The organism is Methylobacterium sp. AC690 (assembly GCF_979256535.1).
Genome location: NZ_CEEDOX010000012.1, coordinates 18,993 through 44,318, shown reverse-complemented (window position 1 = coordinate 44,318; position 25,326 = coordinate 18,993). Strand labels below are relative to the sequence as shown.

Annotated in this window: 32 protein-coding genes and 1 pseudogene; 12 read left to right on the top strand and 21 right to left on the bottom strand. The window is 67.3% G+C overall.

Going from position 1 to position 25,326, the window contains the following annotated elements; translation table 11 throughout:
* Positions 1-132: 132 nt before the first annotated feature.
* The 4 genes and pseudogenes from AC0IY1_RS15055 to AC0IY1_RS15040 all read right to left on the bottom strand — a co-directional run bounded on the left by AC0IY1_RS15055 (position 133) and on the right by AC0IY1_RS15040 (position 2,392).
* A complete protein-coding gene (locus AC0IY1_RS15055) occupies positions 133-474 on the bottom strand; it encodes a hypothetical protein (RefSeq protein ID WP_471770525.1) in 342 nt (113 codons plus the stop codon).
* Positions 475-678: 204 nt separating this feature from the next.
* Positions 679-1,278, bottom strand: coding sequence for a cysteine hydrolase family protein (locus tag AC0IY1_RS15050; protein ID WP_471770523.1), 600 nt, complete (start codon positions 1,276-1,278; stop codon positions 679-681).
* Between the two features lie 189 nt (positions 1,279-1,467).
* Positions 1,468-1,680, bottom strand: a pseudogene (locus AC0IY1_RS15045) (GTP 3',8-cyclase MoaA); the annotation flags it as partial.
* A 247-nt stretch (positions 1,681-1,927) separates the two neighbouring features.
* Positions 1,928-2,392 (bottom strand): Mov34/MPN/PAD-1 family protein, encoded by a 465-nt coding sequence (locus tag AC0IY1_RS15040; protein WP_471770522.1) that lies wholly within the window; start codon positions 2,390-2,392, stop codon positions 1,928-1,930.
* Positions 2,393-2,785: 393 nt separating this feature from the next.
* On the opposite strand from AC0IY1_RS15040, the gene AC0IY1_RS15035 reads away from it, so the two are divergent.
* Positions 2,786-3,046 (top strand): PepSY domain-containing protein, encoded by a 261-nt coding sequence (locus AC0IY1_RS15035; protein WP_471770520.1) that lies wholly within the window; start codon positions 2,786-2,788, stop codon positions 3,044-3,046.
* The gene (locus AC0IY1_RS15030; RefSeq protein WP_471770517.1) at positions 3,027-3,440 is read left to right on the top strand and encodes a hypothetical protein; all 414 of its coding nucleotides are present in this window, start codon (positions 3,027-3,029) and stop codon (positions 3,438-3,440) included. Before AC0IY1_RS15035 ends, AC0IY1_RS15030 begins: the two co-directional genes overlap by 20 nt.
* Positions 3,441-3,846: 406 nt before the next feature.
* Here AC0IY1_RS15030 and AC0IY1_RS15025 read toward each other — a convergent pair whose 3' ends face one another.
* The 5 genes from AC0IY1_RS15025 to AC0IY1_RS15005 form a co-directional block, all read right to left on the bottom strand.
* Positions 3,847-4,665 (bottom strand): universal stress protein, encoded by an 819-nt coding sequence (locus tag AC0IY1_RS15025; protein WP_471770515.1) that lies wholly within the window; start codon positions 4,663-4,665, stop codon positions 3,847-3,849.
* 34 nt (positions 4,666-4,699) lie between these two features.
* The gene (locus AC0IY1_RS15020) at positions 4,700-5,734 is read right to left on the bottom strand and encodes a glucokinase (protein ID WP_471770513.1); all 1,035 of its coding nucleotides are present in this window, start codon (positions 5,732-5,734) and stop codon (positions 4,700-4,702) included.
* Positions 5,735-5,760: 26 nt separating this feature from the next.
* Complete coding sequence (locus tag AC0IY1_RS15015) at positions 5,761-6,066, bottom strand: c-type cytochrome (protein WP_471770511.1); 306 nt, start codon at positions 6,064-6,066, stop codon at positions 5,761-5,763.
* Between the two features lie 50 nt (positions 6,067-6,116).
* The gene (locus AC0IY1_RS15010; protein ID WP_471770509.1) at positions 6,117-6,494 is read right to left on the bottom strand and encodes an SPW repeat protein; all 378 of its coding nucleotides are present in this window, start codon (positions 6,492-6,494) and stop codon (positions 6,117-6,119) included.
* 116 nt (positions 6,495-6,610) lie between these two features.
* Positions 6,611-6,850, bottom strand: coding sequence for a biotin/lipoyl-containing protein (locus tag AC0IY1_RS15005; protein WP_471770508.1), 240 nt, complete (start codon positions 6,848-6,850; stop codon positions 6,611-6,613).
* A 210-nt stretch (positions 6,851-7,060) separates the two neighbouring features.
* Between AC0IY1_RS15005 and AC0IY1_RS15000 the strand changes: the two genes are divergently transcribed.
* The 7 genes from AC0IY1_RS15000 (at position 7,061) to AC0IY1_RS14970 (ending at position 12,758) form a co-directional block, all read left to right on the top strand.
* Positions 7,061-7,678, top strand: coding sequence for a potassium channel family protein (locus AC0IY1_RS15000; RefSeq protein ID WP_471770506.1), 618 nt, complete (start codon positions 7,061-7,063; stop codon positions 7,676-7,678).
* A complete protein-coding gene (locus AC0IY1_RS14995; protein WP_311274049.1) occupies positions 7,675-7,890 on the top strand; it encodes a hypothetical protein in 216 nt (71 codons plus the stop codon). The genes AC0IY1_RS15000 and AC0IY1_RS14995 overlap by 4 nt, the downstream gene beginning before the upstream one ends.
* 25 nt (positions 7,891-7,915) lie before the next feature.
* The gene (locus tag AC0IY1_RS14990; RefSeq protein WP_471770504.1) at positions 7,916-8,206 is read left to right on the top strand and encodes a hypothetical protein; all 291 of its coding nucleotides are present in this window, start codon (positions 7,916-7,918) and stop codon (positions 8,204-8,206) included.
* Positions 8,207-8,211: 5 nt separating this feature from the next.
* Positions 8,212-9,546, top strand: coding sequence for an NRAMP family divalent metal transporter (locus tag AC0IY1_RS14985; protein ID WP_471770503.1), 1,335 nt, complete (start codon positions 8,212-8,214; stop codon positions 9,544-9,546).
* Between the two features lie 566 nt (positions 9,547-10,112).
* Positions 10,113-10,760, top strand: a complete 648-nt coding sequence (locus AC0IY1_RS14980) for a BON domain-containing protein (RefSeq protein WP_471770756.1) — start codon at positions 10,113-10,115, stop codon at positions 10,758-10,760.
* Positions 10,761-10,845: 85 nt separating this feature from the next.
* Positions 10,846-11,655, top strand: coding sequence for a universal stress protein (locus tag AC0IY1_RS14975; protein ID WP_471770502.1), 810 nt, complete (start codon positions 10,846-10,848; stop codon positions 11,653-11,655).
* A 50-nt stretch (positions 11,656-11,705) separates the two neighbouring features.
* Positions 11,706-12,758, top strand: a complete 1,053-nt coding sequence (locus AC0IY1_RS14970) for a linear amide C-N hydrolase (RefSeq protein ID WP_471770500.1) — start codon at positions 11,706-11,708, stop codon at positions 12,756-12,758.
* A 41-nt stretch (positions 12,759-12,799) separates the two neighbouring features.
* On the opposite strand, the gene AC0IY1_RS14965 is transcribed toward AC0IY1_RS14970, so the two are convergent.
* The 5 genes from AC0IY1_RS14965 to AC0IY1_RS14945 form a co-directional block, all read right to left on the bottom strand.
* The gene (locus tag AC0IY1_RS14965) at positions 12,800-13,660 is read right to left on the bottom strand and encodes a universal stress protein (protein ID WP_471770499.1); all 861 of its coding nucleotides are present in this window, start codon (positions 13,658-13,660) and stop codon (positions 12,800-12,802) included.
* Positions 13,661-13,679: 19 nt separating this feature from the next.
* Positions 13,680-13,976 (bottom strand): c-type cytochrome, encoded by a 297-nt coding sequence (locus tag AC0IY1_RS14960; RefSeq protein ID WP_471770754.1) that lies wholly within the window; start codon positions 13,974-13,976, stop codon positions 13,680-13,682.
* A 44-nt stretch (positions 13,977-14,020) separates the two neighbouring features.
* Complete coding sequence (locus tag AC0IY1_RS14955; RefSeq protein ID WP_471770497.1) at positions 14,021-14,836, bottom strand: universal stress protein; 816 nt, start codon at positions 14,834-14,836, stop codon at positions 14,021-14,023.
* 445 nt (positions 14,837-15,281) lie between these two features.
* On the bottom strand, positions 15,282-15,929 hold the full coding sequence (locus tag AC0IY1_RS14950) for a BON domain-containing protein (protein ID WP_471770495.1): 648 nt from the start codon (positions 15,927-15,929) through the stop codon (positions 15,282-15,284).
* Between the two features lie 32 nt (positions 15,930-15,961).
* Positions 15,962-16,150 carry a hypothetical protein gene (locus AC0IY1_RS14945; RefSeq protein ID WP_471770494.1) on the bottom strand — a complete coding sequence of 63 codons (189 nt, stop codon included), beginning with the start codon at positions 16,148-16,150 and terminating at the stop codon, positions 15,962-15,964.
* A gap of 145 nt (positions 16,151-16,295) precedes the next feature.
* On the opposite strand from AC0IY1_RS14945, the gene AC0IY1_RS14940 reads away from it, so the two are divergent.
* Positions 16,296-18,842, top strand: coding sequence for a phosphoketolase family protein (locus AC0IY1_RS14940; RefSeq protein ID WP_471770492.1), 2,547 nt, complete (start codon positions 16,296-16,298; stop codon positions 18,840-18,842).
* A gap of 9 nt (positions 18,843-18,851) precedes the next feature.
* Positions 18,852-19,967, top strand: coding sequence for an acetate/propionate family kinase (locus tag AC0IY1_RS14935; protein ID WP_471770491.1), 1,116 nt, complete (start codon positions 18,852-18,854; stop codon positions 19,965-19,967).
* Between the two features lie 141 nt (positions 19,968-20,108).
* Here AC0IY1_RS14935 and aqpZ read toward each other — a convergent pair whose 3' ends face one another.
* From aqpZ to AC0IY1_RS14900, 7 genes are all read right to left on the bottom strand, one after another.
* Positions 20,109-20,849, bottom strand: coding sequence for an aquaporin Z (aqpZ, locus tag AC0IY1_RS14930; protein WP_471770488.1), 741 nt, complete (start codon positions 20,847-20,849; stop codon positions 20,109-20,111).
* A 242-nt stretch (positions 20,850-21,091) separates the two neighbouring features.
* Positions 21,092-21,568 (bottom strand): hypothetical protein, encoded by a 477-nt coding sequence (locus AC0IY1_RS14925; RefSeq protein ID WP_471770486.1) that lies wholly within the window; start codon positions 21,566-21,568, stop codon positions 21,092-21,094.
* 11 nt (positions 21,569-21,579) lie between these two features.
* Entirely contained in the window at positions 21,580-22,230 is a 651-nt protein-coding gene (locus AC0IY1_RS14920; protein WP_471770484.1) for a BON domain-containing protein, read from the bottom strand.
* A 49-nt stretch (positions 22,231-22,279) separates the two neighbouring features.
* Positions 22,280-22,627, bottom strand: coding sequence for a DUF1476 domain-containing protein (locus tag AC0IY1_RS14915; RefSeq protein WP_471770482.1), 348 nt, complete (start codon positions 22,625-22,627; stop codon positions 22,280-22,282).
* A 155-nt stretch (positions 22,628-22,782) separates the two neighbouring features.
* Positions 22,783-23,475 (bottom strand): helix-turn-helix domain-containing protein, encoded by a 693-nt coding sequence (locus AC0IY1_RS14910; protein WP_471770480.1) that lies wholly within the window; start codon positions 23,473-23,475, stop codon positions 22,783-22,785.
* A 116-nt stretch (positions 23,476-23,591) separates the two neighbouring features.
* The gene (locus AC0IY1_RS14905) at positions 23,592-23,816 is read right to left on the bottom strand and encodes a hypothetical protein (RefSeq protein WP_471770478.1); all 225 of its coding nucleotides are present in this window, start codon (positions 23,814-23,816) and stop codon (positions 23,592-23,594) included.
* A 95-nt stretch (positions 23,817-23,911) separates the two neighbouring features.
* Positions 23,912-24,280 (bottom strand): SPW repeat protein, encoded by a 369-nt coding sequence (locus tag AC0IY1_RS14900; protein ID WP_108040618.1) that lies wholly within the window; start codon positions 24,278-24,280, stop codon positions 23,912-23,914.
* 254 nt (positions 24,281-24,534) lie between these two features.
* Between AC0IY1_RS14900 and AC0IY1_RS14895 the strand changes: the two genes are divergently transcribed.
* Positions 24,535-24,846 (top strand): phasin family protein, encoded by a 312-nt coding sequence (locus tag AC0IY1_RS14895; protein ID WP_471770476.1) that lies wholly within the window; start codon positions 24,535-24,537, stop codon positions 24,844-24,846.
* Positions 24,847-25,326: the final 480 nt, after the last annotated feature.

Here is a 25,326-nt window from a genome sequence, read left to right as displayed (position 1 = left end):
CCGCCCATGACCTGCGCCAGGGGCATCGGGGGGCGGATGCATGGCTCCATGGGCGGGCATGGGAATGGATGTACGAACCATTCCTGATGCGCATGGCCAACGATTCTTGACTCAGCGTGGCCGGCATCGACCTCACCTCAGACCTCCAGCCGGCCCGGCTTCGACGCGTCGAAGCCGGGCCGGTGACGGGAGACGGGCCCACGGCGGGACCTCGGCATCCTCAAAGTTTAGACGGGGTCTTACGGCGTCCCTGAAGCCGGAAGAGGACGACGGCGTGCTCCGTCGTCCCCAGGGCGGCGTGACGTGGTGGGCCGAGATCCGCTCGGCGACGTCCGGCTGACCGCCTCCCAGGTCGTATAGGTCGAGCATCATCAGTATGCCCAAGCTGACGTTCGTCACGTCGTAGGCCACCTTCTGGAGCCCGTACTCGCCCACGACCTGCGCGTTCGTGAGCTTGCGCCCCGTCTTCTTCAACTCGGTGGATACCTGACTGTCGGCTTCCGAGCATCGAGTAATCGGGGCGGACGTTGGACGGTCGGCAGGTTCCGTCCGATGGCGAAGTGTACGCTTCAAAGCGGGAATGCCGGATGGGGACGGCCTATTCTCGACCCATGGCAACCGCAGAAGGCTGTCGGCTCGTCCCAGAGGCTGCCCGTCCCCATCCGCCGTCAAGGCACCTTAGCCCCGAATGTCACCCTGCCTCGGTGCGACCACGGCGAAGAGGTCCGTAAGGGCGGCTAGGCTCGACGCCTGAAGCTGCGAGGCGGGGACGACCGAACCGTCAGGCGCGGGTAGATCACGGGTGGCCGTAGCGGAGGCGACCACGGTGGGCCGGAACCCCAAGCTGAATGCGCCGCGCGCGGTAGAGTTGATGCACATGTGCGTCATGAAACCCGCCAGCACGAGGTCCTTCACCCCGGCGGCATCCAACCGCGCCTGGAGGTCGGTGCCGACGAACGAGTTCGGGTAGGCCTTGGTGATCACCGGCTCGTCTCCCCGGGGGGCGACCTCGTCACTGATCCGGCCGATGGCCGCCCTGACGTCGTAGGGCGAGCCCGGCCCCGCGTCGTGCTGGATGTGGAAGACGGGGATGCCCGCGTCGCGCGCGCGGGAGAGAAGGGCGGCTGCCTCGCGGAGCGCCGGCTCGACGCCTTCGAGGCGCATAACCCCCTCGCGATAGGTGTTCTGTAGGTCGACCATCACAAGGGCCGAACCCTTCAGGGTCGCGGGCTCCGGGCTGAGCCCGGAGAGGCTACGCAGGGTGGCGAGATCCGACATGCTGTGCTCTCCCTTGCCGTCGTGGTGCTACCGCGTCGGCCTCTGGCGTCGGTCGGGCTTTTACCCCCCCGCTGTCCGGCAAGCACCCCGTCCGAAGGTGCAACCGGACGCCGGAAGGTCGCGCCGTGTTCGATCCGCACTGGCGCCGCACCTGCTCGGTCGGCATCATCGTTGGCGCGAAGCTGCCGTCTATCCGCCCATCACGCTCATGTGCCGCCGGACCGCGGCGGGACGCGCCCGCTCGATGACGAAATCGTGGCCCTTCGGCTTACGTGCGATGGCGTCGACCAACGCCCTCGTGACGGGCCCGTCATCGTGCGGTGACGTGCGCAGGGGCTACCGCAAATTGGCGGCATCGTCCTGGCCGAGACAGAGGTAGAGCTTGCCCGTGCAGGTCAACTGTGGATCCCGGGCAAAACCGGGAACGCGCGTCAGGGCCCAGGGAACCCTGGGCGAGATGGGGCGAGCGACCCAGCCAGACACGCATCATACATGACATTCGATGTACCCGGTACCAACGAGACGCCTCGTTCTCGCCGGTACATGTCCGCGTCCGGCGTCGTTGCCAAGCACGCCCTGAGCGCTGTGCAATGCGAAGGATAGGGCCGCCCCTGGTCGCAGGATGGGAAGGCTTGGCGACGTACTGCGGTTACCGCTCGTGCTCCACCGGGATGGACGAGATGCCTCCGTCCAGCGTGAAGACGTTGGCGCCGATATCCAGCCGTCGGAAAGGCCGGTGGCGAACGATCAGCAAGCAGGCGAACGCGGCGCCCACGCGTGAGTCCCCGAGGATCTCCTGCATGGCGAGGATATCGTCACGACTTGGCTGCGTCGCAAAGGACGGATGCGAGTGCCACTCGCCAAGGTAGTTAAAACGTAGGTAGTCGTGGCCGGTACGCGCGTGGAATTCTCGGATGGCCTTCCCGTGGTGCTCCGGGTCCCGGACGAAGCGAGTCGGGCTGCCTCCGTCGCGTTGCACGCTTGCCTGGACGACCCGGAATCCATCCCCGCCGAGGGCTTCGCCCATGAAGACGCCACCGATCTCCCGGCGCCCGGCGCGCTTGAGTTCCGAGCGCCAGAGGGCGGAGACTGCCCTAGGCAGGAGGATCTTCATGAGTGTGCTGGCCGAGCAGGTCGGTGAGAAAGCCAGTCAGGGCCTCCCGCGCCATCTCCATCCTCGTGCAAACCTCCTCGTCACCACCTTCCCGCTGGCATAACGCGTTCTGCCGAACGTTATCCGATACGCGATACCCTCGGAGTCGCATCCTAACCGGCCCGTACGGCGGCCCGCTCGGCGGTCGCCTGCCACGGAACCTGATCGCTCCGTGACAGACAACCAGCCTGGCCCGACACCGGGACTGGCCATTACGTTTGAAACGCTGAATACATCCCGAGAGCGCGGTGACCGGAAGCCGCACCAAATGTGCGTGGAGCATCGACAATGCTCTATTGTACAACTGATACCGCAGTCTTGATCCGCGGCTAACATCTATCCCAGGTGTGAAATATGACCAAATTTTCGATGTTGACCTGCACGGTGGCGCTTGGCGTATGCCTTCACGGTGTCGCCCTGGCTGACCAGCCGGGGCCGGATTGGATGCCCCTGGATCAGGTCAAGCAGAAGCTCATGTCGTCCGGTTACACCTCGATCACCAAGATCGAGGCTGACGATGGTCACTGGGATGGTGAAGGCCTGAAAAACGGTAAAGCAATGCAGTTCGACCTGGACCCTAAGACCGGCGATATACTTGGAGAAGTGGAAAAATGAGATCATAGGTCTCACCGGTTTCCGAGCGATCATCGTATCCATGCTGCGAAAGGCCGGCGATGCGGTCGCGTATTTTGATCAGGGTCAAGGCGTAAGCACCTCCTCGAACCATACTGAAAAAAGCTGTCCCCCTGGCGGCAGGGGCATCTCAACGGGCGATCTTACAATGCCCAATGACCATGATCAGTCGCTGGACACGGCTTCGAACGGGCACGGAACCCGTTACACGTGCTTCTTCCTGCTGTGCAACGGACACTGGTCCGACTCTCGGGACATCTTCGCGATGGACGACGTTGAAGCGCTCGGCATCGCAATCTTGATGGCCGACGACAAACACTTCGAATTGTGGGATGGGATCCGCCTCGTTCACTGGCCAACGGATGGGCTTCACTGAGGCGGAATTAACGTCTGACATTGTTTCGCGTCGAGCCAAGAACGGCATCAAATCAGGACTTGGGTGCATCTCAGGCCCGGCGACGGGCTTGTGCCTCCAAGCGGCGCATCCGCGCCCTCGTCTGCCGGGAGTTGGGTACCACGCCACGATGGGCATCAGGTGCACCATCTACCTCCGGCTTGCTGCGGCGCCCGCAAGCATCAGGGGACGATCTCAGGCGGCATCCCGCCAGGAATGCCCAGGGGCTCGTTCGCCGGCGGAATGCCCTCGGGCTCCCAGGTCGGCACGCCCAAGGGCTCCGGCACGGGATCCCAGCCAGGGTCGGGCGGGAACGCCGGCGACGGTGGCGGGAAACTCGGCTCGGGATGTTCGGGGTTGCCCGGGTTGGACATGAGCGGACTCGCGATCAATGGGACATCAGGCAGGAAACGGGGCCCTTCGACAGGAGGTCGCGCGTGACTCCGCCGAAGAACCATTCGCGCAGGCGGCTGTAGCCGTAGGCCCCCGTCACGATCAGGTCCGCGTCGAACTCGCTGGCCGCCGTCCTGAGGTCGTCGGCAACGGTCCATACCGAGGGCTTCACGACGTGCGCGGCCGCGTTGACGTCGTGCAGGGCCAGGAATGCGACGACGTCCTCGATCTCGGACCGATCCTCGCCATCGGCGACCCGCAACACCTGGACAGCTTCGGCCCGCCGTAGGAACGGCAGGGCGTCCGAGACGGCCCGGCGCGTCTGAAGGGTGTTCTTCCATCCCAGGATCACCCGCCGGGCCCCCAGGTGCTCGACGCCCGGCGGGACCACGAGAACGGGTCGGCCGCTGCCCATCAAGACGTCACCGACGCCGACCATCATTCCGGGGGATACGCCTTCGTCATCCGCGGGGCGGCCGGCGACGATTAGGTCCGATGCCCGCGACTGCTGCTCCAGGAAAGGAACCGGGGCGGTCAAGTCGGAGCGCCAGGTGATCCGGTCGTTCAGGCAGGAGGCCTGCCGGAAGACCTGCTCAACGCCCGCCAGACGGTCTAGGGCGGCCTGCCGAATCTCCTCGATGGCCATGCCGGCCGGAACGATGGTCTCGCCGAAGCCCTGCGGATACTCCGGGAGGCAGCCGGCCGCCCCCACCAGGCGCGCGCCGAAGCGGTGGGCGAGCTCGGCGGCGAGACGGACCCGCCCTGATGCGTGGCGTCCGTCATCGACCGCGACCATGAGGCTTGCATAGGACATCGAGTTCGCTCCTGAGCTCGACCGCGAGAGGCCCTCATGGTGCAGCGGGCGTCGGTGCACGACCTTGATCTGCCTCAACCCTGCGCCAGTCCTGGCCGGGGATCAGGAAGCCGTCTTCGTCTGCCAGAAGCGCGGCCAGTCCATCGATGGCGGGCTCCGGACGTGTGATGACGAAGCGCGGGACGGCGCGCATCGCCTCATGGAAGGGCGGCTTGTCCTCGAAGGCGGCGTGGAACGCGTCGCCCTGCAAGTCCGCGATGATCCGCGGAGCGATCCCGCCGGCCAGGAAGACGCCTCCGGTCGCCCCGAACACGAGGGAGAGGTCGCCAGCGAAGCGGCCCAGAAGGCGTGCGAACTGTTCGACGGTCTGCCTCGCGGCCGCGTTCCCCGCCCTGTCGTCGAGGACCTCCGCCGGCAGGCGCCAGCAGACCTCCGCATCGCGTGCCGCCGCGAGCGCCCGTGCGATCCTCACAAGGCCAGGACCGGACAACAAGGTCTCGGCCGTCAGCCTGCCCTCCGACGGCATCAGCCGGCGCCATGGCAGGCCGTCATCCGGTTCGCAGGGTCCGAACCCGATATGCCCGGCCTCCGTCGTCTGGATCAGGTAACGCTCGCCTGCCGGGATCAGGGCCGCCGCGCCGAGGCCCGTCCCCGGCCCGATGACGAGGCGCGTGCCCGCGCCGGTCACCGGTGGACCGATCCGCGCCAGTTCGGCGGGGTCGGCCTGGTCCAGAATCGTGAGGGCCGCCGCGAGGGGCACGTAGTCGTTGACCACCCGCATCGCGTCGAGGCCGAGCGCGACGCCGATCTCAGCGAGGTCGAACCGCCAGGGTGCGTTGGTCAGGCGCGTTACGCCGCTCCCGACCCGACCCGCGACGGCGAGGAAGGCGGCGCAGGGCCTGATCGTTTCGGGCCGATCAAGATAGGACCTTATAGCCTCCACCGGGCCGGGGAAGCCTGCCGTCGCCACCTTCCAGATCGGCGTCGGGTGTGCGTCCGGCCGCGGCAGAATGGCGAACCGGGCGTAGGTGCCGCCGATGTCGGCCAGGAGTACGGGAAAGGGAAGCATCGCTCTCGATCTCCGGCCTCACGGCCTCACGGCCTCGCGGGCTCCGCCGTCTTGAGGCTGAGGACGTAGTCGATGACCGCATCCAGCTCGTCCCGGTCCAGTCGCACGCTCGGCATCCATTGATGGTGGCTTTGAAGGAAGACATTGAGCGCCACGCCCGTGGTCGACGGCATGGCGGCGATGGTCCGGAAGTCCGGTCCGACGTGTCCGCCTTCCTGTGGCTCCTTGCCGATGACGTGGCACCGGCTGCAAAGCTGCGCGGCAACGGTCCAGCCCTGGATGCGGTGATCCTCATCCGGGCCGGCAGCAGCCGGGAACGTAATGGCGACCATCGCCAATCCCGCCAGGGCGAGGATGCCGGCTAGGGGTGATGACGCTCCGGTCATGGCTTTCTCGCCAGCTTGAGCCAGGCCAGCGCGGACGCGAGGGTCACGCCACCGAGCGTCACGTGGGCCCAGGTCGCCACGTCGTTGGCGGCGAACCCGAGCATCCAGGGGGCCAGCAGCGTCCAGGCACCGGCAAGCGCGACGGCGCGCTCCAGCACGGCGCGGAAGCGAAGCCGGTTGGCGGTCGACAGCCCAAAGACCAGAAGGCCTGGCAAGAGTGCAGAGGCGCCCGCGCGGCCTTGGTCGACGAGGAGGAGAACCCATGCGACCAGCACCAACACGACGCCGACCGCGTGCTGGAGGGTGCCGAGCAGGATCTCGTCCGTCGGCCATCCCGACGGCGAGGGGCGCGCGTGCAGGTTGGTTTGTGCCATGCGAAGCCTCCGACCGGTGCCCGCGGCGCACTCCGCCGCGGCTCGCTCCCGTCATCCTCTCGCCTCGCGGGCCGGCCGGCCTTGATCTCCCTCAAAGGTCCGGCAGCCGCGCGGCGTCAGGAATGAACCTCGGCGATGATGCATCCCGGGTCGACGACCTCGCTGGCTGGCGCGACCACTTCCAGGCGTCCCCCGGCCGGCGAGACGATGTCGTGCAGCGCCTCGCCGATCCGGACGGCGGCCACGGCTTCCCCGGCCCTCACCCTGGCCCCGTCCTCGACCAGCCAGCGCTCCAGGATGCCCTCGGGCAGCATTCCGGTGGACCACAGATCCTCGGATACGCGAACGTCCGGCATGGCCGGCCTCCCTTGCTGACGCACGCCCGGGATTGGGGCGCATCCACCAGGAGACGGCAAGGGATCGGGTCCCGCGTTGATCTGGATCAGGGCCCGCTGACCTCCGGACCAGAAAGCTGGTGCGGGCGTCCGGGGCTGCGTTGAGGCAGGTCAAGGCGACCGTCGCAGTGCGGGGCATGCTCCTCCCGGGTTCCTTCCCGGGCTAACCACATGCTTCTCGCCATGTCCGCCAGCGTCATCCTCGTCATCACCACCATCCTGGTGCTGTACGAGGTCCTGCGCCTGACCTCGGAGCACCTGGCGGAACTTCCGATTCCGCCGCGCGCCCGCATCCTCGTGGTGGTGCTGGCGGCCTTCGTCGGACACACGGCGGCGGTGTGGATCTACGCCTGTGCCTACTGGCTGCTCGTCCTCCAACTCGGCAACGGCGCCTTCGCGGGCGTGCCGGTCACCACCTTCGAGGACTGCCTGTACTTCTCGGTGGTGACCTACACCACGCTCGGCTTCGGCGACCACTTCCCCGTCGGGCATGCCCGCCTGATCTCCGGCGTCGAGGCGCTGAACGGCCTGTTGCTCATCGGCTGGTCGGCCTCCTTCACCTATCTCGCGATGGAGCGGTACTGGCCGCTGCACGGCAAGGCCCATGCCCATCGAGTGGCGTCCTCCGACCCCCACGACGCGCTTCGTTCGCCGAAGCGCGCCCGCTTCTACCCACACGCGGGGGCCGGGTTTGCGGCAGATCAAGGCGACCATCCGATTCCGGCCTCATCTCCGATCGCGAAGGACGAGACGGCGTCTCGTCACAAGAGGACGGAGGCGACCCGATGAGGATGTTCCTGGTCACGTTCCACAAGCAGGTCAGCGACGATACCGGCCATGAGCGGCGCGCGCTCCAGCATCAGGTCCTCGTCCCGGCTCCGTCATCGGATTCTGCCATCACAGCCGGGCAGACCCTGTTCTGCGAAGCCAATGGCTTGGTGGATTGGCGGCTTCGAGCGGATGCCTGCGACGCGGCGGAAGTGCAGGAAGAACTCACGTAACCCCGTTTCGAATGGGAGTGACGTCATGGGACACGAGCTTACCGAACCGGTGCACTGGCGGGGGCGGCAATGGGCCGTCACCGGTTACGGCATCGAGGCCCTCGACGGAATGTACCACGTTTCGGCCACGGCGATCTGGCCAGGGCCTGACGGCACGCTGCCGTGGCTCGAAGCCCTATGCCGTCGCTATGGTACGGACCGCGATGACCTGGACGCTACCTTGAAGGTCGCCCGCACGATCTGCTCCGCGCCCGATGCCCTGTCGTCACTCACGCACGACATTTGCCCTGATGACACGCGGGGCATCGGCCTATGACGGAGGTGCCGGTACCAGTCACCGGCATCCTGGGCGAGCCGGACGATCCGGAGGGCCTGAGTGCCGCGGTCGGTCCGTCAAAACCACGCCTGCTAGGCGTTCTCGGACCGGGACTGATTACGGGGGCCTCTGACGACGACCCGAGCGGCATCGCCACATACGGGCAGGCTGGAGCGCAACTCGGTTACGGGCTGTGCTGGACCATGCTCTACAGCCTGCCCCTAATGGCTGCCGTGCAGATGGTCTCGGCGCGGATTGGGCGCACCACCGGCCACGGCATCGCCGGAGTCCTGCGCCAGCACTATCCCAACGGCCTCCTGCAGGCCGTGGTGATGCTCCTTCTCTTTGCCAACGTCCTGAACCTCGGCGCGGATCTCGGGGCGATGGCGGACGCTCTGAACCTCCTGCTGCCGGGACCACGCTGGCTTTACGTCGCGCTGTTCGCCGGCACCTGCGTCTACATGCAGTTGGTTCTGCAATACACACGATACGTCGCCGTGCTGAAGTGGCTGACCATGAGTCTGTTCGCCTATCTCGGCGTGGTCATCTTCGCCCATGTCTCCTGGTCCGAGCTCGGATGGGCCATGGCGGTGCCTCGTCTCGACGGCAGCGGGGCAAGCCTCACGACCTTGGTGGCGATCTTCGGCACCACCATCAGCCCCTACCTGTTCTTCTGGCAGGCGGCGGAGGAGGCCGAGGACCTGCACGCCTTTCCGCGGCGGCGCGACCTCGCGCATGCCCCCGAGCAGGGAAAGGCCGCCCTTCACCGAATCCGGGTCGATACCCTCGTCGGCATGACGTTCTCAAACGTCGTCGCCCTGGCGATCATGGTGACCACCGCCGCGGTGCTGCACCCGCGCGGCATCACCGACATCCAGACCTCGGCCCAGGCCGCGGAGGCGCTGCGTCCCATCGCCGGGCCCCTCTCGGCCGGCGTCTTCGCGCTTGGCATCATCGGCACCGGCCTCCTGGCGGTGCCGGTCCTGGCCGGCTCGGCCGCCTATGCGGTCGGCGAGGCACAGCGCTGGCCGGTGGGCTTCGGCCGGCGCCTGCTGGAGGCCCGCGCCTTCTACGGGACCGTGGCGCTCGCCACCCTCGTCGGCATGATCATCAGCCTGGGTGCCGTCGACCCCATCCGGGCGCTGTACTGGAGCGCCGTCGTCAATGGCGTCATCGCGGTGCCGATCATGGCCGTGATGATGCTGGCCGCCGCCCGCACCGACATCATGGGGACTTTCGCCATCCGCGGGCCGCTTCGGTGGCTTGGCTGGGTCGCCACCGCCTGCATGCTGCTCGCGGTCGCCGCGATGCTGTTAAGCGCGGTCCTTCCGTTGCGGTAGATCAAGGCCGGACCGGCCCGCAGGCCCAATCTTAGGCGCTTCCAATATTGGAAGGGCGCGCCATGCCGGGGAACGATCCAGCCTGCAAACCCGTCGTGCTCGTCGCCGAGCCGCAGGCGCTGCCGGCCATGTGGTTGGAAGACATCCTGACCGATGAAGGCTACGCCGTCGCAGGTCCCTATGTCTCCTGCGACGCGGCCCTGGAGGGGCTGGCACGCAGCGAGCCGGCCTTCGCGGTGGTGAGCGTCGACCTGCAGGAAGGACCCTGCTTTACCCTCGCCTGTGCGCTGCGCCGGCGCGGCATCCCCTTCGCAATGTTCTCGGGCTCCATCCCGGTTCCGCAGGCTTTCGGCGACGTCCCGATGCTTGACCGGCCCTGCCTGACCGATGCTGTCGCACGGGCTGTCAGGATGGGCCGCTTGGCGGAGGGGGACCAGGCGGAGTGCTGGGAATGCCCAATGGAGGACAGGATCCGAGCCGGGGTGCCCTTTGCGCTGGATCAATGTCCGCCGGCTTGCGGGGGCCAGGATACGTCGCCGAACCCTCCTCATCCAAGGAATTTCCCCATGAGCGACAAGATCCTGCGACAGAGCATCATCGATGAGCTCGACTTCGAGCCGAGCATCGAGGCGGCCAATATCGGCGTGGCCGTCGACAACGGCATCGTCACGCTCACCGGGCATGTCGGCAGCTACGCCGAGCGGATGGCGGCCGAAAAAGCAGCCCGGAAGGTGCGCGGCGTGCGCGGCGTGGTCGAGGAGATCAAGGTCCGCTTCGCAGGCGAGGCGCTGCCCCGTGACGAGGACCTGGCCAAGCGCGCCGTGCAGATGCTCGACTGGTCCGTCACCGTTCCGCCGAACGCCATCCAGGTGAGGGTGCAGGACGGCTGGATCACGCTCACGGGCGAGGTTGCGTGGCAGTACCAGAAGGAGGAGGCCCGGGCCGCCCTCAAGCGCCTCTCCGGCGTCTCCGGCATCATCAACATGATCGAGGTCAAGCCGCGGGCGAGCGCCACGGACGTACGCTCGAAGATCGAGGCGGCGCTCAAGCGCAACGCCGAGGTCGAGGCCGACCACATCACGGTGTCGGTCAAGGGCGACACGGTCACGCTCGATGGGTCCGTACACGCCTGGTACGAGCGCCGGCTCGCCGAGAACGCCGCCTGGTCCGCCTCCGGCGTGCGCTCCGTCGTGGACCACCTGACGCTCGCCTGAACCACCGACCGGGACCGGCCCAAGCCCCGGTTCCGGTCGCTCGTCGGATCGCACCTCGACATCCCCATTCCGTGTGAGGTCTTCCATGTCCTACGCAAGCATCATGGTCGCGGTCGACCTCGGCGAGCATGCGCACGACCGCATCCGCCTCGCAGGGCATCTCGCGGACGATTTCAACGCCGGCCTCATCGGAGTCGCGGCCGAGATGCCGGCCTACGAGGCCGTGCCGGTCGGTCCGACCTTGGGAGGGGGCTACTGCATGGCCTCGGTGCAGGAGGCGGTCCTGGCCGACCTCAAGAGCGCGCATGCGGCCTTCGACGAGGCCGCCCATGGCCGGAGCCGCATCGAGTGGCGCTCGAACCTCGACTTTCCAAACGCCTTCCTCGCGCGCCAGGCCGTCGCTGCCGACCTCATCGTCCTCGGCAGGGACGATGAGGGAAACCCGCTCATGACGGTCGATCCGGGTAGCGCCGTCATGCAACTCGGACGACCCGTGCTCGTCGTTCCTCCCATGGTTGATCATCTCGACGCCCGGCGCGTCGCCATCGGGTGGAAGAACACCCGCGAGGCGCGCCGCGCCGTTGGGGATGCCCTGCCGTTCCTGAAGCGGGCCTCGCACGTCGTCGTGTTGTCCATCGATGACGGAACGGGTGCGGCCGACACCCAGGCCGCCGTCCGCTTCCTCCAGGCCCACGACGTTCATGCCACAGCGGTTCAGAAGGATGCCTACGGCGCCACGACCGCAGAGGCGCTGATCGACGCGGCTTCGGAGCAGGCGGCCGACCTGATCGTGGTGGGCGGCTACGGCCACGGCCGCCTGCGCGAATGGGCTTTCGGCGGCGTCACCCGCGACCTGCTCGCCGGCTGTCCCGTCTGCTGCCTGATGAGCCACTGAACATTCCTCGCATCGCCCGTATCCTTGGCGACAGGAGTATCCCGATGCCGATGACGCGAACGCACGCACGCCTCGTCAGTCTCACGGCGTTGATGGGAGCGACGGTCCTCTCGCTGGGCGGGGCGGCGGCCTGTTCGCGCCTTCTCTGGAACGACAATGGACTTGGCGTGCTCGTCGGCCGGACGATGGACTGGCCGGAATCGACCGAGCCGACGCTGATGGTCCTGCCCCAGGGCATGAACCGTGATGGCGCACGTCTCGGAGCGGTCGAGGTTGTCCCGGAGAATGGGTTGCGGTGGACGTCGCTGTACGGAAGCCTGGTGACCACGATCTACGGCCTCGGGACGGCCGACGGCCTCAACGAGCGCGGGCTTGCCGCGCACATGCTGTTTCTCCAGGGAACCGATTTCGGGCCACGCGATCCTGCCAGGCCTGGGCTGCAGGCGGGGCTTTGGGCACAATACGTCCTCGACAACGCCGCCACGGTGACGGAAGCCCTCGCCCTACTCGAAACGGTGCAGCTGGTAATGGCGGAGACGCACGGCACCAAGACGACCGTGCATCTCGCCCTTGAGGATGCCGGCGGCGATTCGGCCATCGTCGAGTACGTCGGCGGCAAGCCCCTGATCCATCATGGCCGGCAGTACCGGATCATGACGAACGACCCGCCCTACGACGAGCAGCTCACGCTCCTGCAAGCACGGGATTTCTCAAGGCCGAGCAGCGACACGTCCGTTCCTGGCAACGTGAACCCGCGAGACCGTTTTCAGCGAGCGGCCTACTTCAGCGCGATGCTGCCGGCGCCGAGGACGGACCGCGAAGCGGCCGCGGCCATGTTCGCCATCGTCCGCAACCTGTCGGTCCCGTTCGGTGCGCCCTACAAGGGGTTCGGCATCTACAATACCGAGTATCGGACCGTCGCCGATCTCTCCAACAGGCGCTACTTCTTCGAGCTGACCACGAGCCCGAACGTCGTCTGGGCCGATCTTACGACATTCGCCCTGATGCCCGGGAGCCCGGTGCTGGAGCTCAATCCCGATAGCATCGACCTGTCCGGCAACGTGTCTGCCCGGTTCACGAAACGCGCCTCCGCACCGTTCTGAGCGCGTCGGGCCGAAACCCTGGCCTGGATTTAGTGCATCCATCAATGCGCCATGAGGACCGGCAGGCGGGCATTCTCGATGACATGGCGGGTGACGCCACCGAGCAGGAACTCGCGCACGCGGCTGTGGGTGTAGGCACCCATCGCGAGCATGGAAGCATCCCGGGCCTCGGCCTCCGCAAGGATGGCGGCGCCGACCGAAATGCCCTCCTTCACCGGCAAGGTGACCGCATCCGCCACGATCCCGTGCCAGCGAAGGTAGCCACACAGGTCCGCCGCGCCTGCCTCCTCGAACCGCTCCGTTCTCGCGTGAAGCACGGTGACCCGCTCGGCCTCGCGCAGAAGGGTGATGGATTGTCCGATCAGGCGCGTCGCCTCCAGACTGCCGTTCCAGGCGATCACCACGTGGTACAAGGGATCGTACGTCACAGGTTCGCCGATCATTAGTGTCGGCCGCCCAATGGAGAAGAGGGCGGTGTCGAGCGCGCGCCCCGTGAAGGGCTGCGCGGGATCGGGCCGGTCTACAATAAGCAAGTCATTGACGCGCCCGACGCGCGTCAGGAGGGGTTCGACCTCTCCCGAGAGCTCGTCCCAGGTCACGAAGGTGGCGTCGAGCCGCTCACCCGAAGGCATGAACGCCACCTTCCGCTGCGCGCACCAGGCCTGCATCGCGGCCTTTCCGGCGTCCGCGGCCTCGCGCACGCCCTGCTCGATGGCCGTGATGGTCATGTCATCGACGGGCATCAGGCTCGCCATGTTGGCCAGCACATGCTCCGGTCCAGGCGCCATGAAGCTCACGCCGATGTGGGCGTGCAGGCGCCGGCTCAGACGCAGCGCCGCATCCATGCGGCGCGTCGGATCGATGCCGGGGGCGGTCGGGACGAGGAGGCAGCGCAGGAACATCGGGGATCTCCGGGCAGGCTCAGCGCTCAAGCGACTTGAGGTAGGCGATCAGGGCGTCCGCCTCGTCGGGTTCGAGCCTGAACTCGGGCATGGTCGGGTGGCCGGTCGTGATGCCCTCGGCCAGGGCCTCGCCGAGGTCCTCGACGGGGTAGCGGGTGTGCAACGTGCGGAAGGGGGGCGCCTCTTGAAGAGGGCTCGCACCAAGTCGTCCGACGGCGTGGCAACGCGCGCAGTTCGTCAGGGCGATGGTCTCGCCCTGCTTGACCCGCCGGTCCCAGGCAGAGGCGGACGTACCCGGAAAGACCGCGGTGAGCATGATCGTGACTGCGCCGAGGCTACGAAGGCGGCCGAGGTGGCGCATCAGTGGCTCATCAGGCAGCAGAGGGACGTGGTCTGCAGGACGTCGCGGGTGGCCCCGCCGAAGATCCATTCGCGCAGCCTAGTGTGCCCGTAGGCGCCCATGACGACGAGGTCGGCGTCCTCAAGATGCGCGAACCGCAGGATCTCCTCGGACCCGCCGACCGTGGGGCTCGGCAACAGGTGGGTGGTGACGGTGACACAATGGCTCGACAGGTAGGCGGCTAGGTCCTCAGCGCCCTCCCCATGCGCGCCCGCTCCCACCACCACGACATGGACGGCATCGGCCCTGGTCAGGAACGGCAAAGCGTCGTGGACCGCACGGCGTGCCTCACGCGTGTCCTTCCAGGCCACGACGACCCGTTTAGCCGTAAGTCGTTCGATCCCGGGTGGCACGACGAGAACGGGGCGGCCGACCTCCATCAGAAGCGCGCCGGCCGAAACGCCCATCAGCCCGGGATCACCGTCGGCCGGTCCGTGGCGCCCCACCACCACCAGATCGGCGGCACGCGCCTGCTCGATCAGGTAGGCCGTCGGTTCGGCTATTGCGGCACGCCAAGCCGTCCGGACGCCGCGGTCGGCCTCTCGCTCGAACAAGGCTTTCGCCTCGGCGAGCTGTTCGTTCGCGCGACGGTCCTCGATCTCGTAGATGCGCTCGGCCTCGCGGACGTCGTTGACGGCGATGAGGGCGGGCACCTGCCGAGCGGCGACGCCGATCACCCTGGCCTCGAAGCGCCCGGCGATGCCCGCGGCGAGCTGGACCCGGTCGGCAGCCGCGGCCCCAAGATCGAGGGACACCATCACGTTCGAGATCTTCATGCCTGCCTCCCCTGGACGAGATGTCTCGACCTGATGCGGGCATCCTGTCCGGTGCTTGCCTGCCGGGCCTTGATCCATCTCAAGGAAAGCCTCGTTGCCATCGGCGCCCGCTTGCCCGGGGGCTCGTCGGTGACGGGGACTCATCGCGAAGGCGGGACTGCAGGGTGGCCGGAGAGGAGCCGAGCCCACCCGCGACCACCGATTGGACGACCCGGAGCAGAGCCTCGATGTCCATCGGACGGTCCGCTTGCGTGCCTCGCTGCCGACCTGCCTTGGCCGCCTTCCCAGCTTGGCGCCGATCCAACGTGGCAGCAGGCGCCCAGGCTTGCGCCTCGGAACCCAGCATCCATGATCCTTGGCAACCATTCCACCTCTCCCCCGTGACCGTCAGGAACCTCGACGGCGCAGGGCGTCGCCCGCATCGGTCGATCTTCGGGGTGGTCGCCTACCAGGCCAGCGTCAGGCGGTCCTCGACGGCATGGACGCCCGGGATCGACCAAGCCGCACGCTCGGCGAGCTCGCGCTCCCGCCAGAGGTCGACGCATCCGTCGAGGACCACCGTGTCGCCCTCGACACGCACCGTGATGCCGTCGGGGTCCCGCGCCGTCCGCTTCAAGGCCGCGAGCACCTTCGCCCTCACGTCGGCCGACCGCACCGGCGGCTTGACCGCGAGAAGGTTCAGCACTTCGCGAACGCCCGCGAGTTTCGCCACCGCGGCTTGCGCCGCCGCCCGCTGGTAGTACCAGGGCACGCAGCCATCGAGGGTGACGCAGCCATCCTCGACCTTGACCTTGATCGTCTCGTCCGGGACCTGGACGTTCCAGGCCAAAACCTTCACGACGCGAGAGGCGAGTTCCTCGTCGCCGGTCCTCTCGTCGGCTGGGTAGCGGACCTCAATCTCCTCGACGACGGCCCGGACCCCACGGACGCGCTGTGCGATCCTTTCGGCGGCGACTTTTTCGGCATAGGTGGCGACGTGGCCGGACAACGTCACGATGCGGTCGCGAACGGCCACTCCGATATGGGCGGCGTCTACCTTCGGATCGAACTCCAATTCCTCCAGCACGTGCTGGCGCAGGGTCCTGTCATCCATCGTCCGTCTCCGGCTCAGGTTCACTTAAGGTTTCACAGCACCAGCCACAGCAGTGTGGGGGTCACCAGCGAGGCCAGGATCGCGAGGCCCAAGGCCTGCAGGCTGCCGATACTTCGGTAGCGGTAGCCGTCCGTAACCACCGAGGGCGCATCCGTATTGTGCGCCTGGAGTGTGACCGGCACCCGGACATGCCGGACCGACCGGACGTAGGTGGATCTCATGACCAAGGTCATTGCCGGCTCCCGTTCTCGGTTACGGGAACCATGATGACCGTCGGACCGGAGATGGCCTTGAGATGGATCAAAGCCGTTCCGGTTCAGGGCCTGCAAACTCGACGGGAGACCCGAAGCTCGCCTGGAGACCGGCATGGAACTGACACCCGGACGGGACGAACACCGCGTCCACCCCCGGCATGATCACCTGGAGGGCTTGGCGTTCGTACCGGGTCCCCTCGGACCGGACGGGCTGCAGGACATCGACGCCTACTGGCGCGCCGCGAACTACCTGTCCGTCGGACAGATCTACCTGATGGACAACCCGCTCTTGCAGGAATCCCTCAAGGTCGAGCACCTCAAGCCGCGGCTTCTCGGCCACTGGGGCACGACGCCGGGGCTGAACTTCATCTACGCCCACCTGAACCGGGTCATCCGGATGCGTGACCTCGACATGATCGCGGTCTGGGGGCCGGGACACGGCGCGCCAGGCCTTGTGGCCAACGCCTACCTGGAGGGCACCTACAGCGAGGTCTACCCGGACGTCGCACAAGACACCGAGGGCCTGCGCCGGCTCATGCGCCAGTTCTCGTTTCCCGGCGGCATCCCGAGCCATGCCTCGCCAGAGCTGCCGGGCTCGATCCACGAGGGCGGCGAACTCGGCTATTCCCTGGCACATGCGTTCGGGGCCGCACTCGACAATCCTGGCCTGATCGTCACTTGCGTGGTGGGCGATGGGGAGGCCGAGACGGGCCCGCTCGCCGCTTCCTGGCACGCGAACAAGTTCCTGGATCCCGCGACGGATGGCGTGGTCCTGCCGATCCTGCACCTCAACGGCTACAAGATCGCCAACCCGACGATCCTCGCCCGGATGCAGGAAGCCGAGTTGCGCAGCCTCCTGGTGGGCTACGGCTACGAGCCGGCCTTCGTCGAAGGTGACGACCCGGCCCGCATGCACCAGGCCATGGCAGCGGCGTTGGATGCCGCCCTGGACGACATCGCGGAGATCCAAGGCTCCGCACGGGGCGGGGAGGTCCAGCGTCCGCGCTGGCCGATGATCGTGCTGCGCAGCCCGAAAGGGTGGACGGGGCCGAAGGTCGTCGACGGCAAGGCCGTCGAGGGGACCTGGCGCTCGCATCAGGTGCCCGTCGCCGCGGTCCGGGAGAACTCGGAGCATCGGGCCATCCTGGAGCGGTGGCTGCGCTCCTACCGACCCGAGGACCTCTTCGATGAGCGGGGGCGCCTGATCGGCCGCTTGGCGGCCCTGGCTCCGACCGGCGAGCGACGCCTCTCCGCCAACCCGCAGGCCAATGGTGGCCGGCATGCCCAAGCGCTCCGCCTGCCGGACCTGCGCCGGTATGAGGTCACGGTGCCGAGCCCCGGCACGGCCACGGCCGAAGCGACGCGGGTGCTCGGAACGTTCCTACGCGACGTTCTCACTCTGAACGACGAGGCCCGCAACTTCCGCATCATGGGTCCGGACGAGACCGCTTCGAACCGCCTCGACGCCGCCTTCGAGGTCACGAACCGGGTCTGGCAGGAAGCGCTCCTGCCTGGCGACGACCATCTCGCGCGGCATGGCCGGGTAATGGAGATCCTGAGCGAGCATCTCTGCGAGGGCTGGCTCGAAGGCTACGTCCTGACCGGGCGCCACGGCGTGTTCGCCTGCTACGAGGCCTTCATTCACATCGTCGATTCGATGGTGAACCAGCACGCCAAGTGGCTGAAGGGCGTGCGCGCGCTCCCCTGGCGCCGCCCGGTGCCCTCGCTCAACATCCTGCTGTCGTCCCATGTCTGGCGCCAGGACCACAACGGCTTCAGCCACCAGGATCCGGGCTTCATCGACTTCGTGGCCAACAAGCGCGGGGACACGGCCCGCATCTACCTGCCGCCGGATGCGAACACCCTCCTGTGCATCATGGATCACTGCCTGCGCACCTACGACCGCATCAACGTCGTGGTGGCCGGCAAGCAGCCCGCCCTGCAATGGCTCAGCTTGGATGACGCGGCCAGGCATTGCACGGCCGGTGCCTCCATCTGGGACTGGGCCACGAACGAGGGCGAGGCCGAGCCCGACGTGGTCATGGCCTGTGCCGGGGACGTGCCGACCCTGGAGACGCTGGCGGCCGTGGACTGGCTGCGCCGGCATGTCCCCGAGTTGCGTGTCCGGGTCGTCAACGTCGTCGACCTGATGACCCTGGCCTCGCGCGAGGTGCACCCGCACGGTCTCGACGATCCGACCTTCGACGGCTTGTTCACCCACGACCGGCCGGTGGTGTTCGCCTATCACGGCTATCCCTGGCTGATCCATCGCCTGACCTACAAGCGGACGAACCACGCGAACTTCCACGTCCATGGCTTCATCGAGGAAGGCACGACGACCACGCCCTTCGACATGTGCGTGCTGAACCGGCTCGACCGCTACCACCTCGCACTCGCTGCCCTGCAGGCGGCGCCCCGGCTCGGAGCCCATCGCGAGCATGCCGAGCAAGCGCTCAGGGAGGCCCTGGCCGCCCATCGGGCATACGTCTGCCTGACCGGCGACGACCTCCCGGAGGTGAAGGATTGGGCCTGGCCGGAAAGGCAACGGCTCGACCATCCCGACCGTCGCACCGCCGGCGACATCATGCAGGCCTGCCCGACCCAAAAGAACGAGTCCCGCCGCGGTGAGACCGTCGATGGCTGGACCATCCAGACCTGAGCCATCGACATGATCCTTGTCTTGAACGCCGGCTCCTCCAGCCTACGGTGTGCCTTGTTCCGCCCGGGCGAGAACGCCCCGGCTTGGCGCGCGCACGTCTCCGGCATCGGGAAGGACCCGCAGCTTGCGGTCGAAGGGGGAGCCGCGGACCGTGAGCGCCCACCATCGGGCGGCCACGCGACCGTCGCCCGGTGGCTGCTCGCGCGGCTCCCCTTCCCGCCGACAGCGGCCGGCCACCGCATCGTCCACGGCGGACTGCGCTACGCGGCGCCCGTGCGCCTCGATGCGGCGGTCCTGGCCACGTTGGAGAGCCTGGTTCCGCTGGCTCCAGCGCACCAGCCCCAGGCACTCGCCTGTATCCGTACGGTCGCGGAGTCCTGGCCGGACCTTCCGCAGGTGGCCTGCTTCGACACCGCGTTCCACCGCACCCAGGACCGGCTCGCCCAGCTCTACCCGCTGCCACGGGCACTGATCGACGAGGGGCTCGTGCGCTTCGGCTTCCACGGCCTCTCCTACGCCCATGTCGGACGGCTTTTTCCGCGCGGGCGCGTCCTCGCCGCACATCTCGGGCATGGGGCGAGCCTGTGCGCCATCCGGGACGGACGCAGCGTCGCCACCACGATGGGATTCACGACGCTCGACGGGCTGATGATGGGGACGCGGAGCGGGGCGGTCGATCCGGGCCTCGTGCTGCACCTGATCCGGGAGCGTGGCATGTCGCCCGATGCCGTGGCCGAGCTCCTGAACGAGCGGTCAGGACTTCTCGGCGTATCGGGCATCAGCGACGACGTGCGGGTGTTGGAGGCAAGCGACGATTCGAAGGCCCGGGAGGCCCTCGGCCTGTTCGCCTACCGGATCGTGCGCGAGGCGGGTTCGCTGATCGCAGCGCTCGGCGGCCTCGACACCCTCGTGTTCACGGGCGGTATCGGAGAGCACGCGACGCAAGTCCGTGAGGCCGTCTGTGGTGGGTTGGCTTTCGCGGGTGTCGCCCTTGACGAGATCGCGAACACCCAAGGCAATGCCTGTTGTGACGCTCGCTTACCGAAGGTACGCATCCGCATCGTGCCCGCGGACGAGGAGCATGAGATCGCGCTCGCGGTCGATGTCCTGACCGACAGCGGATGACACGCTCCTCACGGGCGTTGCCTGGCTCAGCAACCAACCCGTGAGCCCGTCCAGAGAACACCCTTGAGGTCGGGATCTGGGGCGCCGCCGCTCACGGTATCGCCTCGCTGCGATGACGTAGCGCCATTGTGGCGACCGGGCTTATGCCGACGCCCGCTTCTCGACCACGGTCGTGTCGATGACGTCGGCGGGCTCGTAGAGCCAGCGCGACATCGCTCCGGCAACCATGGCGCCTCCAATGGGTGCAAGCCAGAACAGCCAGAGCTGTCCGAGGTACTCGCCGCCTGCAATCAGCGCCGGTCCGGTGCTGCGGGCCGGGTTGACCGAGGTATTGGTCACCGGGATCGAGATAAGGTGGATCAGCACGAGCGCGAACCCGATGGGAATGCCGGCGAAGCCCGTCGCGGCTCCCTTCGACGTCGTGCCGACGATGATGAAAATGAAGAAGAAGGTCATCAGGAACTCGATGAGCAAGCAGGACACGACGCTGTACTTGCCGGGACTGAGATCACCGTAGCCGTTCGATGCGAAACCGTTCGGGACCCAACCGGCCTTACCCGACGCGATGACGTAAAGCACACTGGCGGCTATGATCGCGCCGATGACCTGAGCAGCGATGTAGGGCAGTACGTGCCGGGTCGCGCAACGGCGAGCGGACCAGAGCCCGAGTGTGACGGCGGGATTGAAGTGACCGCCCGAGATGTGGCCCACGGCATAGGCCATCGTGAGTACGGTGAGGCCGAAGGCGAAGGCGACCCCGAGGAACCCGATGCCGAGTTCCGGAAAGGCGGCCGACAGGACGGCGGCACCGCAGCCGCCGAAGGTCAGCCAGAAGGTACCGAAGAGCTCGGCCGTCGCACGGCGCATCGTGTCATGATCCACGGCACTACCTCCTGTTGTCCAAGTTTATGAACGGGTCTCAAGCTTACGGCTTCAGGTCTGGTGTGGTCGGATCGAGTGCGAGGACGGGTACTGCCTCGCGTCGGGCGGGAAGGCGTGCATCCCTGTCGTCCCGATGATCGGACGGAGCGTTCGGAACGCACGCCATAGGGCCAGCCACGGGCTCTCGCCTACCGGAAGCTCCGAGCCTGGTCCGCCCGTGGAGAAGCGCAGGATCCTCGAAGTCATGAGCGGCCTCCGGAGTTTGCGAGTCCGACCCGGGCGACCATGAACGTGCGGTAGACCTCGTCGCCGGCGTCGCGGATCGAGACGTATTCCCCCGGAACGAAGGCGTGGTCCCCGAGGTGATAGCCCGGCTCGTCGTCCTCGTTCGTCCAATCCTCGTAGTCGATCAGCCAGGTCGCACCGCCATCCCCACCGGCTCGGTGGACGAGACGGCCATCACGGTCGCGTTCGCCCGTCCAGAAGCGGCGCACGCGGCACGTGTCGCGCGTCTCGCGCCAGAGGCCGGCATCGAGATGGCCATCAGGCCCCAGCGGCGCGATCATCTCGTAGCCTCGCGCCACGCTGCCATCCGGGTACTCCGGGCAGCGGGCCAGCGTCAGGGTCACCCGATGCAGCATGGCTGGCAGGGCATGCTTTCCAGGAGGCTTGCCGTGCCGGGGCCTTGAGGGGGCGGGTTCCTGTGTCCCATGGGTCATGTCATGTCTCCTCAGCGCAGGGCGACGATGTGGTCCACGACGGTCCGGACGCCCGGTACGGACCAGGCCGCCCGCTCGGCGGCGTCCCGTTCGACGCCGACCGTCACGGCTCCTTCAAGCGTGACTTGATCGCCTTCGACGCTGACCTTGATCGCGTCCGCCTCGAACAGCGCGTTCCGCCGGAACGCCTCCAGGATCTTCTCCTTGACGGCGGTCGGTCGCACCTCCGGCCTAACCTCGATGAGGTTCGAGACGCCGGCCACGCCGGACAGCTTGCGGACCGCCGCCTCGGCGCCCATCGCCTGGTACTGCCAGGACACCGCACCGGTGAGCGTGACCCAGCCCCTTGCGACCTTCACCTGGATTGCATCCTTGGGGAGATGGACGGACCAGTCGATGATGGCCAGGGCCCGCGCCGCGATCTGGTCGTCCTCAACGGCTTTCGCGTCGGGAAGGCGCACCTGGATCTCCTGGGCGATGGCGCGCACGCCCTTGACCCGCTTGACCGCGCGCTCGGCCTCGACCTTCTCGGCATAGCTGCCGACATGCCCCGTCAGGGTCACGACGCCATTCGAGACCGCGACGCCGATATCGGCCGCATCCAGGCTGGGGTCGAAGTCGAGTTCGTCGAGCACGTCGCGGCGAAGGTCCTTGTCGGTCATGGCGTCTCTCCCGTTTGCTTTTCTAAAGGCCGGACGAGGATGGGGTGCCTCAAGCGGAGGAGCCTTGATCCAGCGCAAGGTCGACGCGCCCTTCGGCGCGAACGAGAGCGATGCAGCGCTCCATTTCCCTGCGCAGGGTTGGGAGTGGTTCGTCGATCCCGCAGGCCCGGAGGTCCGCCTCAAGGCGAGCGAGCAGTGCCTCGTCGCTGGCGACGACGGCTTCTTCGGTGAAAGACGTGACGTAGCCGGAGGCAGCGTCCCCGGTCAGCCGCATCCGCTCGACCGCCCAGGTCGCCAGCAGGCGATTGCGGCGGGCACGCGCCTTGAAGCGGAGTTCCTCCTCTTGGGCGAAGCGGCTTTCGAAGGCCCGTTCGCGCTCATCGAACGTCGTGCTCATGGGGCGCCTCATCTGTAGGTCCATGTCGGACCACGTCGAAACGGCTCGCTCACTCTCGCTCGGCCCCGCGGGACGCGCGCACCTTGAGGCAGATCAAGGCCGAGCGGGCGGCTCCCGGTCTGTCTGCCGAGGCTTCCCGAACTCGATCCAGGCTATCAGTCCTCGACCATGCGGCGCATCCGGCCACGGCGGAGGGCGACCTGCCGCCCCCCCACGCGCAGCAGGGCACCCTCGCTTTCCAACTGCGAGATCGTGCGCGAGACGGTCTCGATGGTCAGGCCGAGATAGTCGGCAATGTCCCGGCGGGTCATCGGCAGGTCGAAGGTGCCGGTGCCGCCCAGGCGGTCGTCCACGTTGATGAGAAAGGCGGCGACGCGCTCCTGGGCCGAGCGGCGCCCGAGCAGCAGCATGTGATCCTGGGCGTGGCGCAGGGTGTCCGTCGCCATGCCCCAGAGGTGGCAGGCCACCTCGACCCGGTTCGTGGCGGCGCGCTCGACCTGCCGGCGCCGGAACATGAGGACCTTGGTAGCCGAGAGCGCCTCTGCCGTGTGCCGGTGGCTCTCGCCCTGCTCGAAGCCGAACAGGTCGCCGGGCAGGTGGAAGCCGGTGATCTGCCGACGACCGTCACCCAGAAGCTTGTAGGTTCGGGCCGCACCCGCGACGACCTTGTAGACAAACTCCGCCTCCTCGCCCTCGCCGTAAATCTCCTCCTCGCGGTCGTAGGCGAAGGGTGTCCCGATGAGCTCGGGGCAGTCGGCGAAAAGGCCACTCCGATGAAGACCTGCGACGGGAGCGCAGAGGTACGCAGCGGCAGGGGAGTTGTTCGGCAGTGCGGTCTCGGGCGCCATTGGTCTGCTCCTCGTCCGGATCGGATGGGAGGACAATGGCCGGCATGGGGATGCCGCGATATTCCGGCCGCTCTCTTAAGGGGACCTACGTAGGGGCCATCACGTATGCGCGGCATTCAGAAGATGGAGGCCGCCCCGAACGCCCAACCGGCCACGGGGTCGGGAACCGAAATCAGGCCGCTGCGGGCAGCGAGGAGGGAGGCGAGCGCCGTGGCGAGGGCGTAGGCCGACAGGCCCAGCACGAGCGTGATGCAATCGGCGTGGAAGCGGAGGGCGTGAATCGAGGCGCAGCCCGCGGTGAAGGATGCCGCGATGGCGAATGCGAGAGGATCGAGGGGCATGGTCCCGTTCCGAATGGGCCTTATGACGGCCCACGTCTGGGTCGCGCCGAAGGGGTCGCGTCGGCACGACCGTTCCCCGGTGACCGGGGGATCGATCAGACGGAGTACGCTTCCGGTGACCGGTACAGCCGGCGAAGCTCGACCCCGGCCAGGGCGGCCACGGCAAGCCCGACAACGACATGGGCGGCCGTGGCGAGTGGGGCGTCCGCGAAGCCGAGAAGCCATGGGGCGAGTGCCGCCCAGATGCCGATGGTGAGGTTGAGGTACTCCTCCCAATCGTAGGACTTACTCAAGGCGAGCATCCCGACGACGGCGATGGCGCCGCCACAGGCGTAGGCGTTGAGCGCCGCAGCGGATTCGTTGGCCAGTTCCAGGTACCAGGGCGCCAGGAACAGGATCAGGCCGAGGAAGACGTTCAATCCGTTCAGGACCGCGTCCTCGGCTCGGTTGTCGATGGTTCGCATGTGCCTCTCCTGTTGGAGCAAGCGGCAGAACCTCCGCTGCCGTTTATCGGCAGAGCATCCCAGACGGCGAAGTCAGGGCATTGATCTGGCTCAAGCCAGAACCATCGTGAAATGAGCGCTATGAGCGTGGCTTTTACTGGGGCTTGGTGGAGGGCATCTCTGTTCGGGTGCACGGATTGTCCGGTTTGATCTGGATCAAGGTTTCCCATCAGGGATGCGCCACCCTGTCGGAACTAGCATCACAGAGAGGTCCCATGCATTCCGGACACACGATCCACCCCCACGCTCCTGCCGAGACCGCCGAGACCATCGGAGCTGGCCTGAATGCGTGGCGCACCCTCGCCATCGACCTGCCCTTGCGCTTTGCCGCGGAGACGATGCGCTTCACCGGTCGCCGCCTGCAGGCTCAGGCGGACCACCTCGCGGCCCTGGCCCGATGCGGCTCGTTGAAGGATGCGGTCGAGCTTCAGACGACGTTCGCGACCAAGGGACTGTCGGACTACCGAATGGAGGCGACGACCTTGTCGCAGGACGTGACCCGGGCAACCTTTCCGAAGGCAGCTTGACTTGCTCCGCCGGGGCCGTTCGCGACCCTGGCGACCCTCGTGATCCGACAGACCCAAGCGGGGTGCGCGATGCCGGCGACAAGCCCTTTGCCGACCCGCTATCAAGTGTTCCAGCATCGGCGACAGCCGGGGCTGTGTTGCGCCGTGCGCGAGACCATGCTGATCCCGAGCTTCGTCCGCCCGGGGATTTGGGATTTCGGTGTGAACGTATGCGACGACGACAGCCTGCCTTTCGGATTCCAGCCCGCGCCGGCCCGAGAGGCCACCTCGGCGTTCGGGTTCTACCTCTTCCACCATGTCTGCGAGAGCCTGTCCCCTAGGCATATGCGTCCCTGGACGTCACCGTTTCCAGGGACACGGCGGGTTGCCCTGCATGGCTGCGACGGACCATCCGGACAGGTCTGACTGAAGGAAGCCAGCGGCGGTTGAAGCCATCCCACCGCACCTTCACCACGGGACGGCCGGCGCGAACTCCCGCAT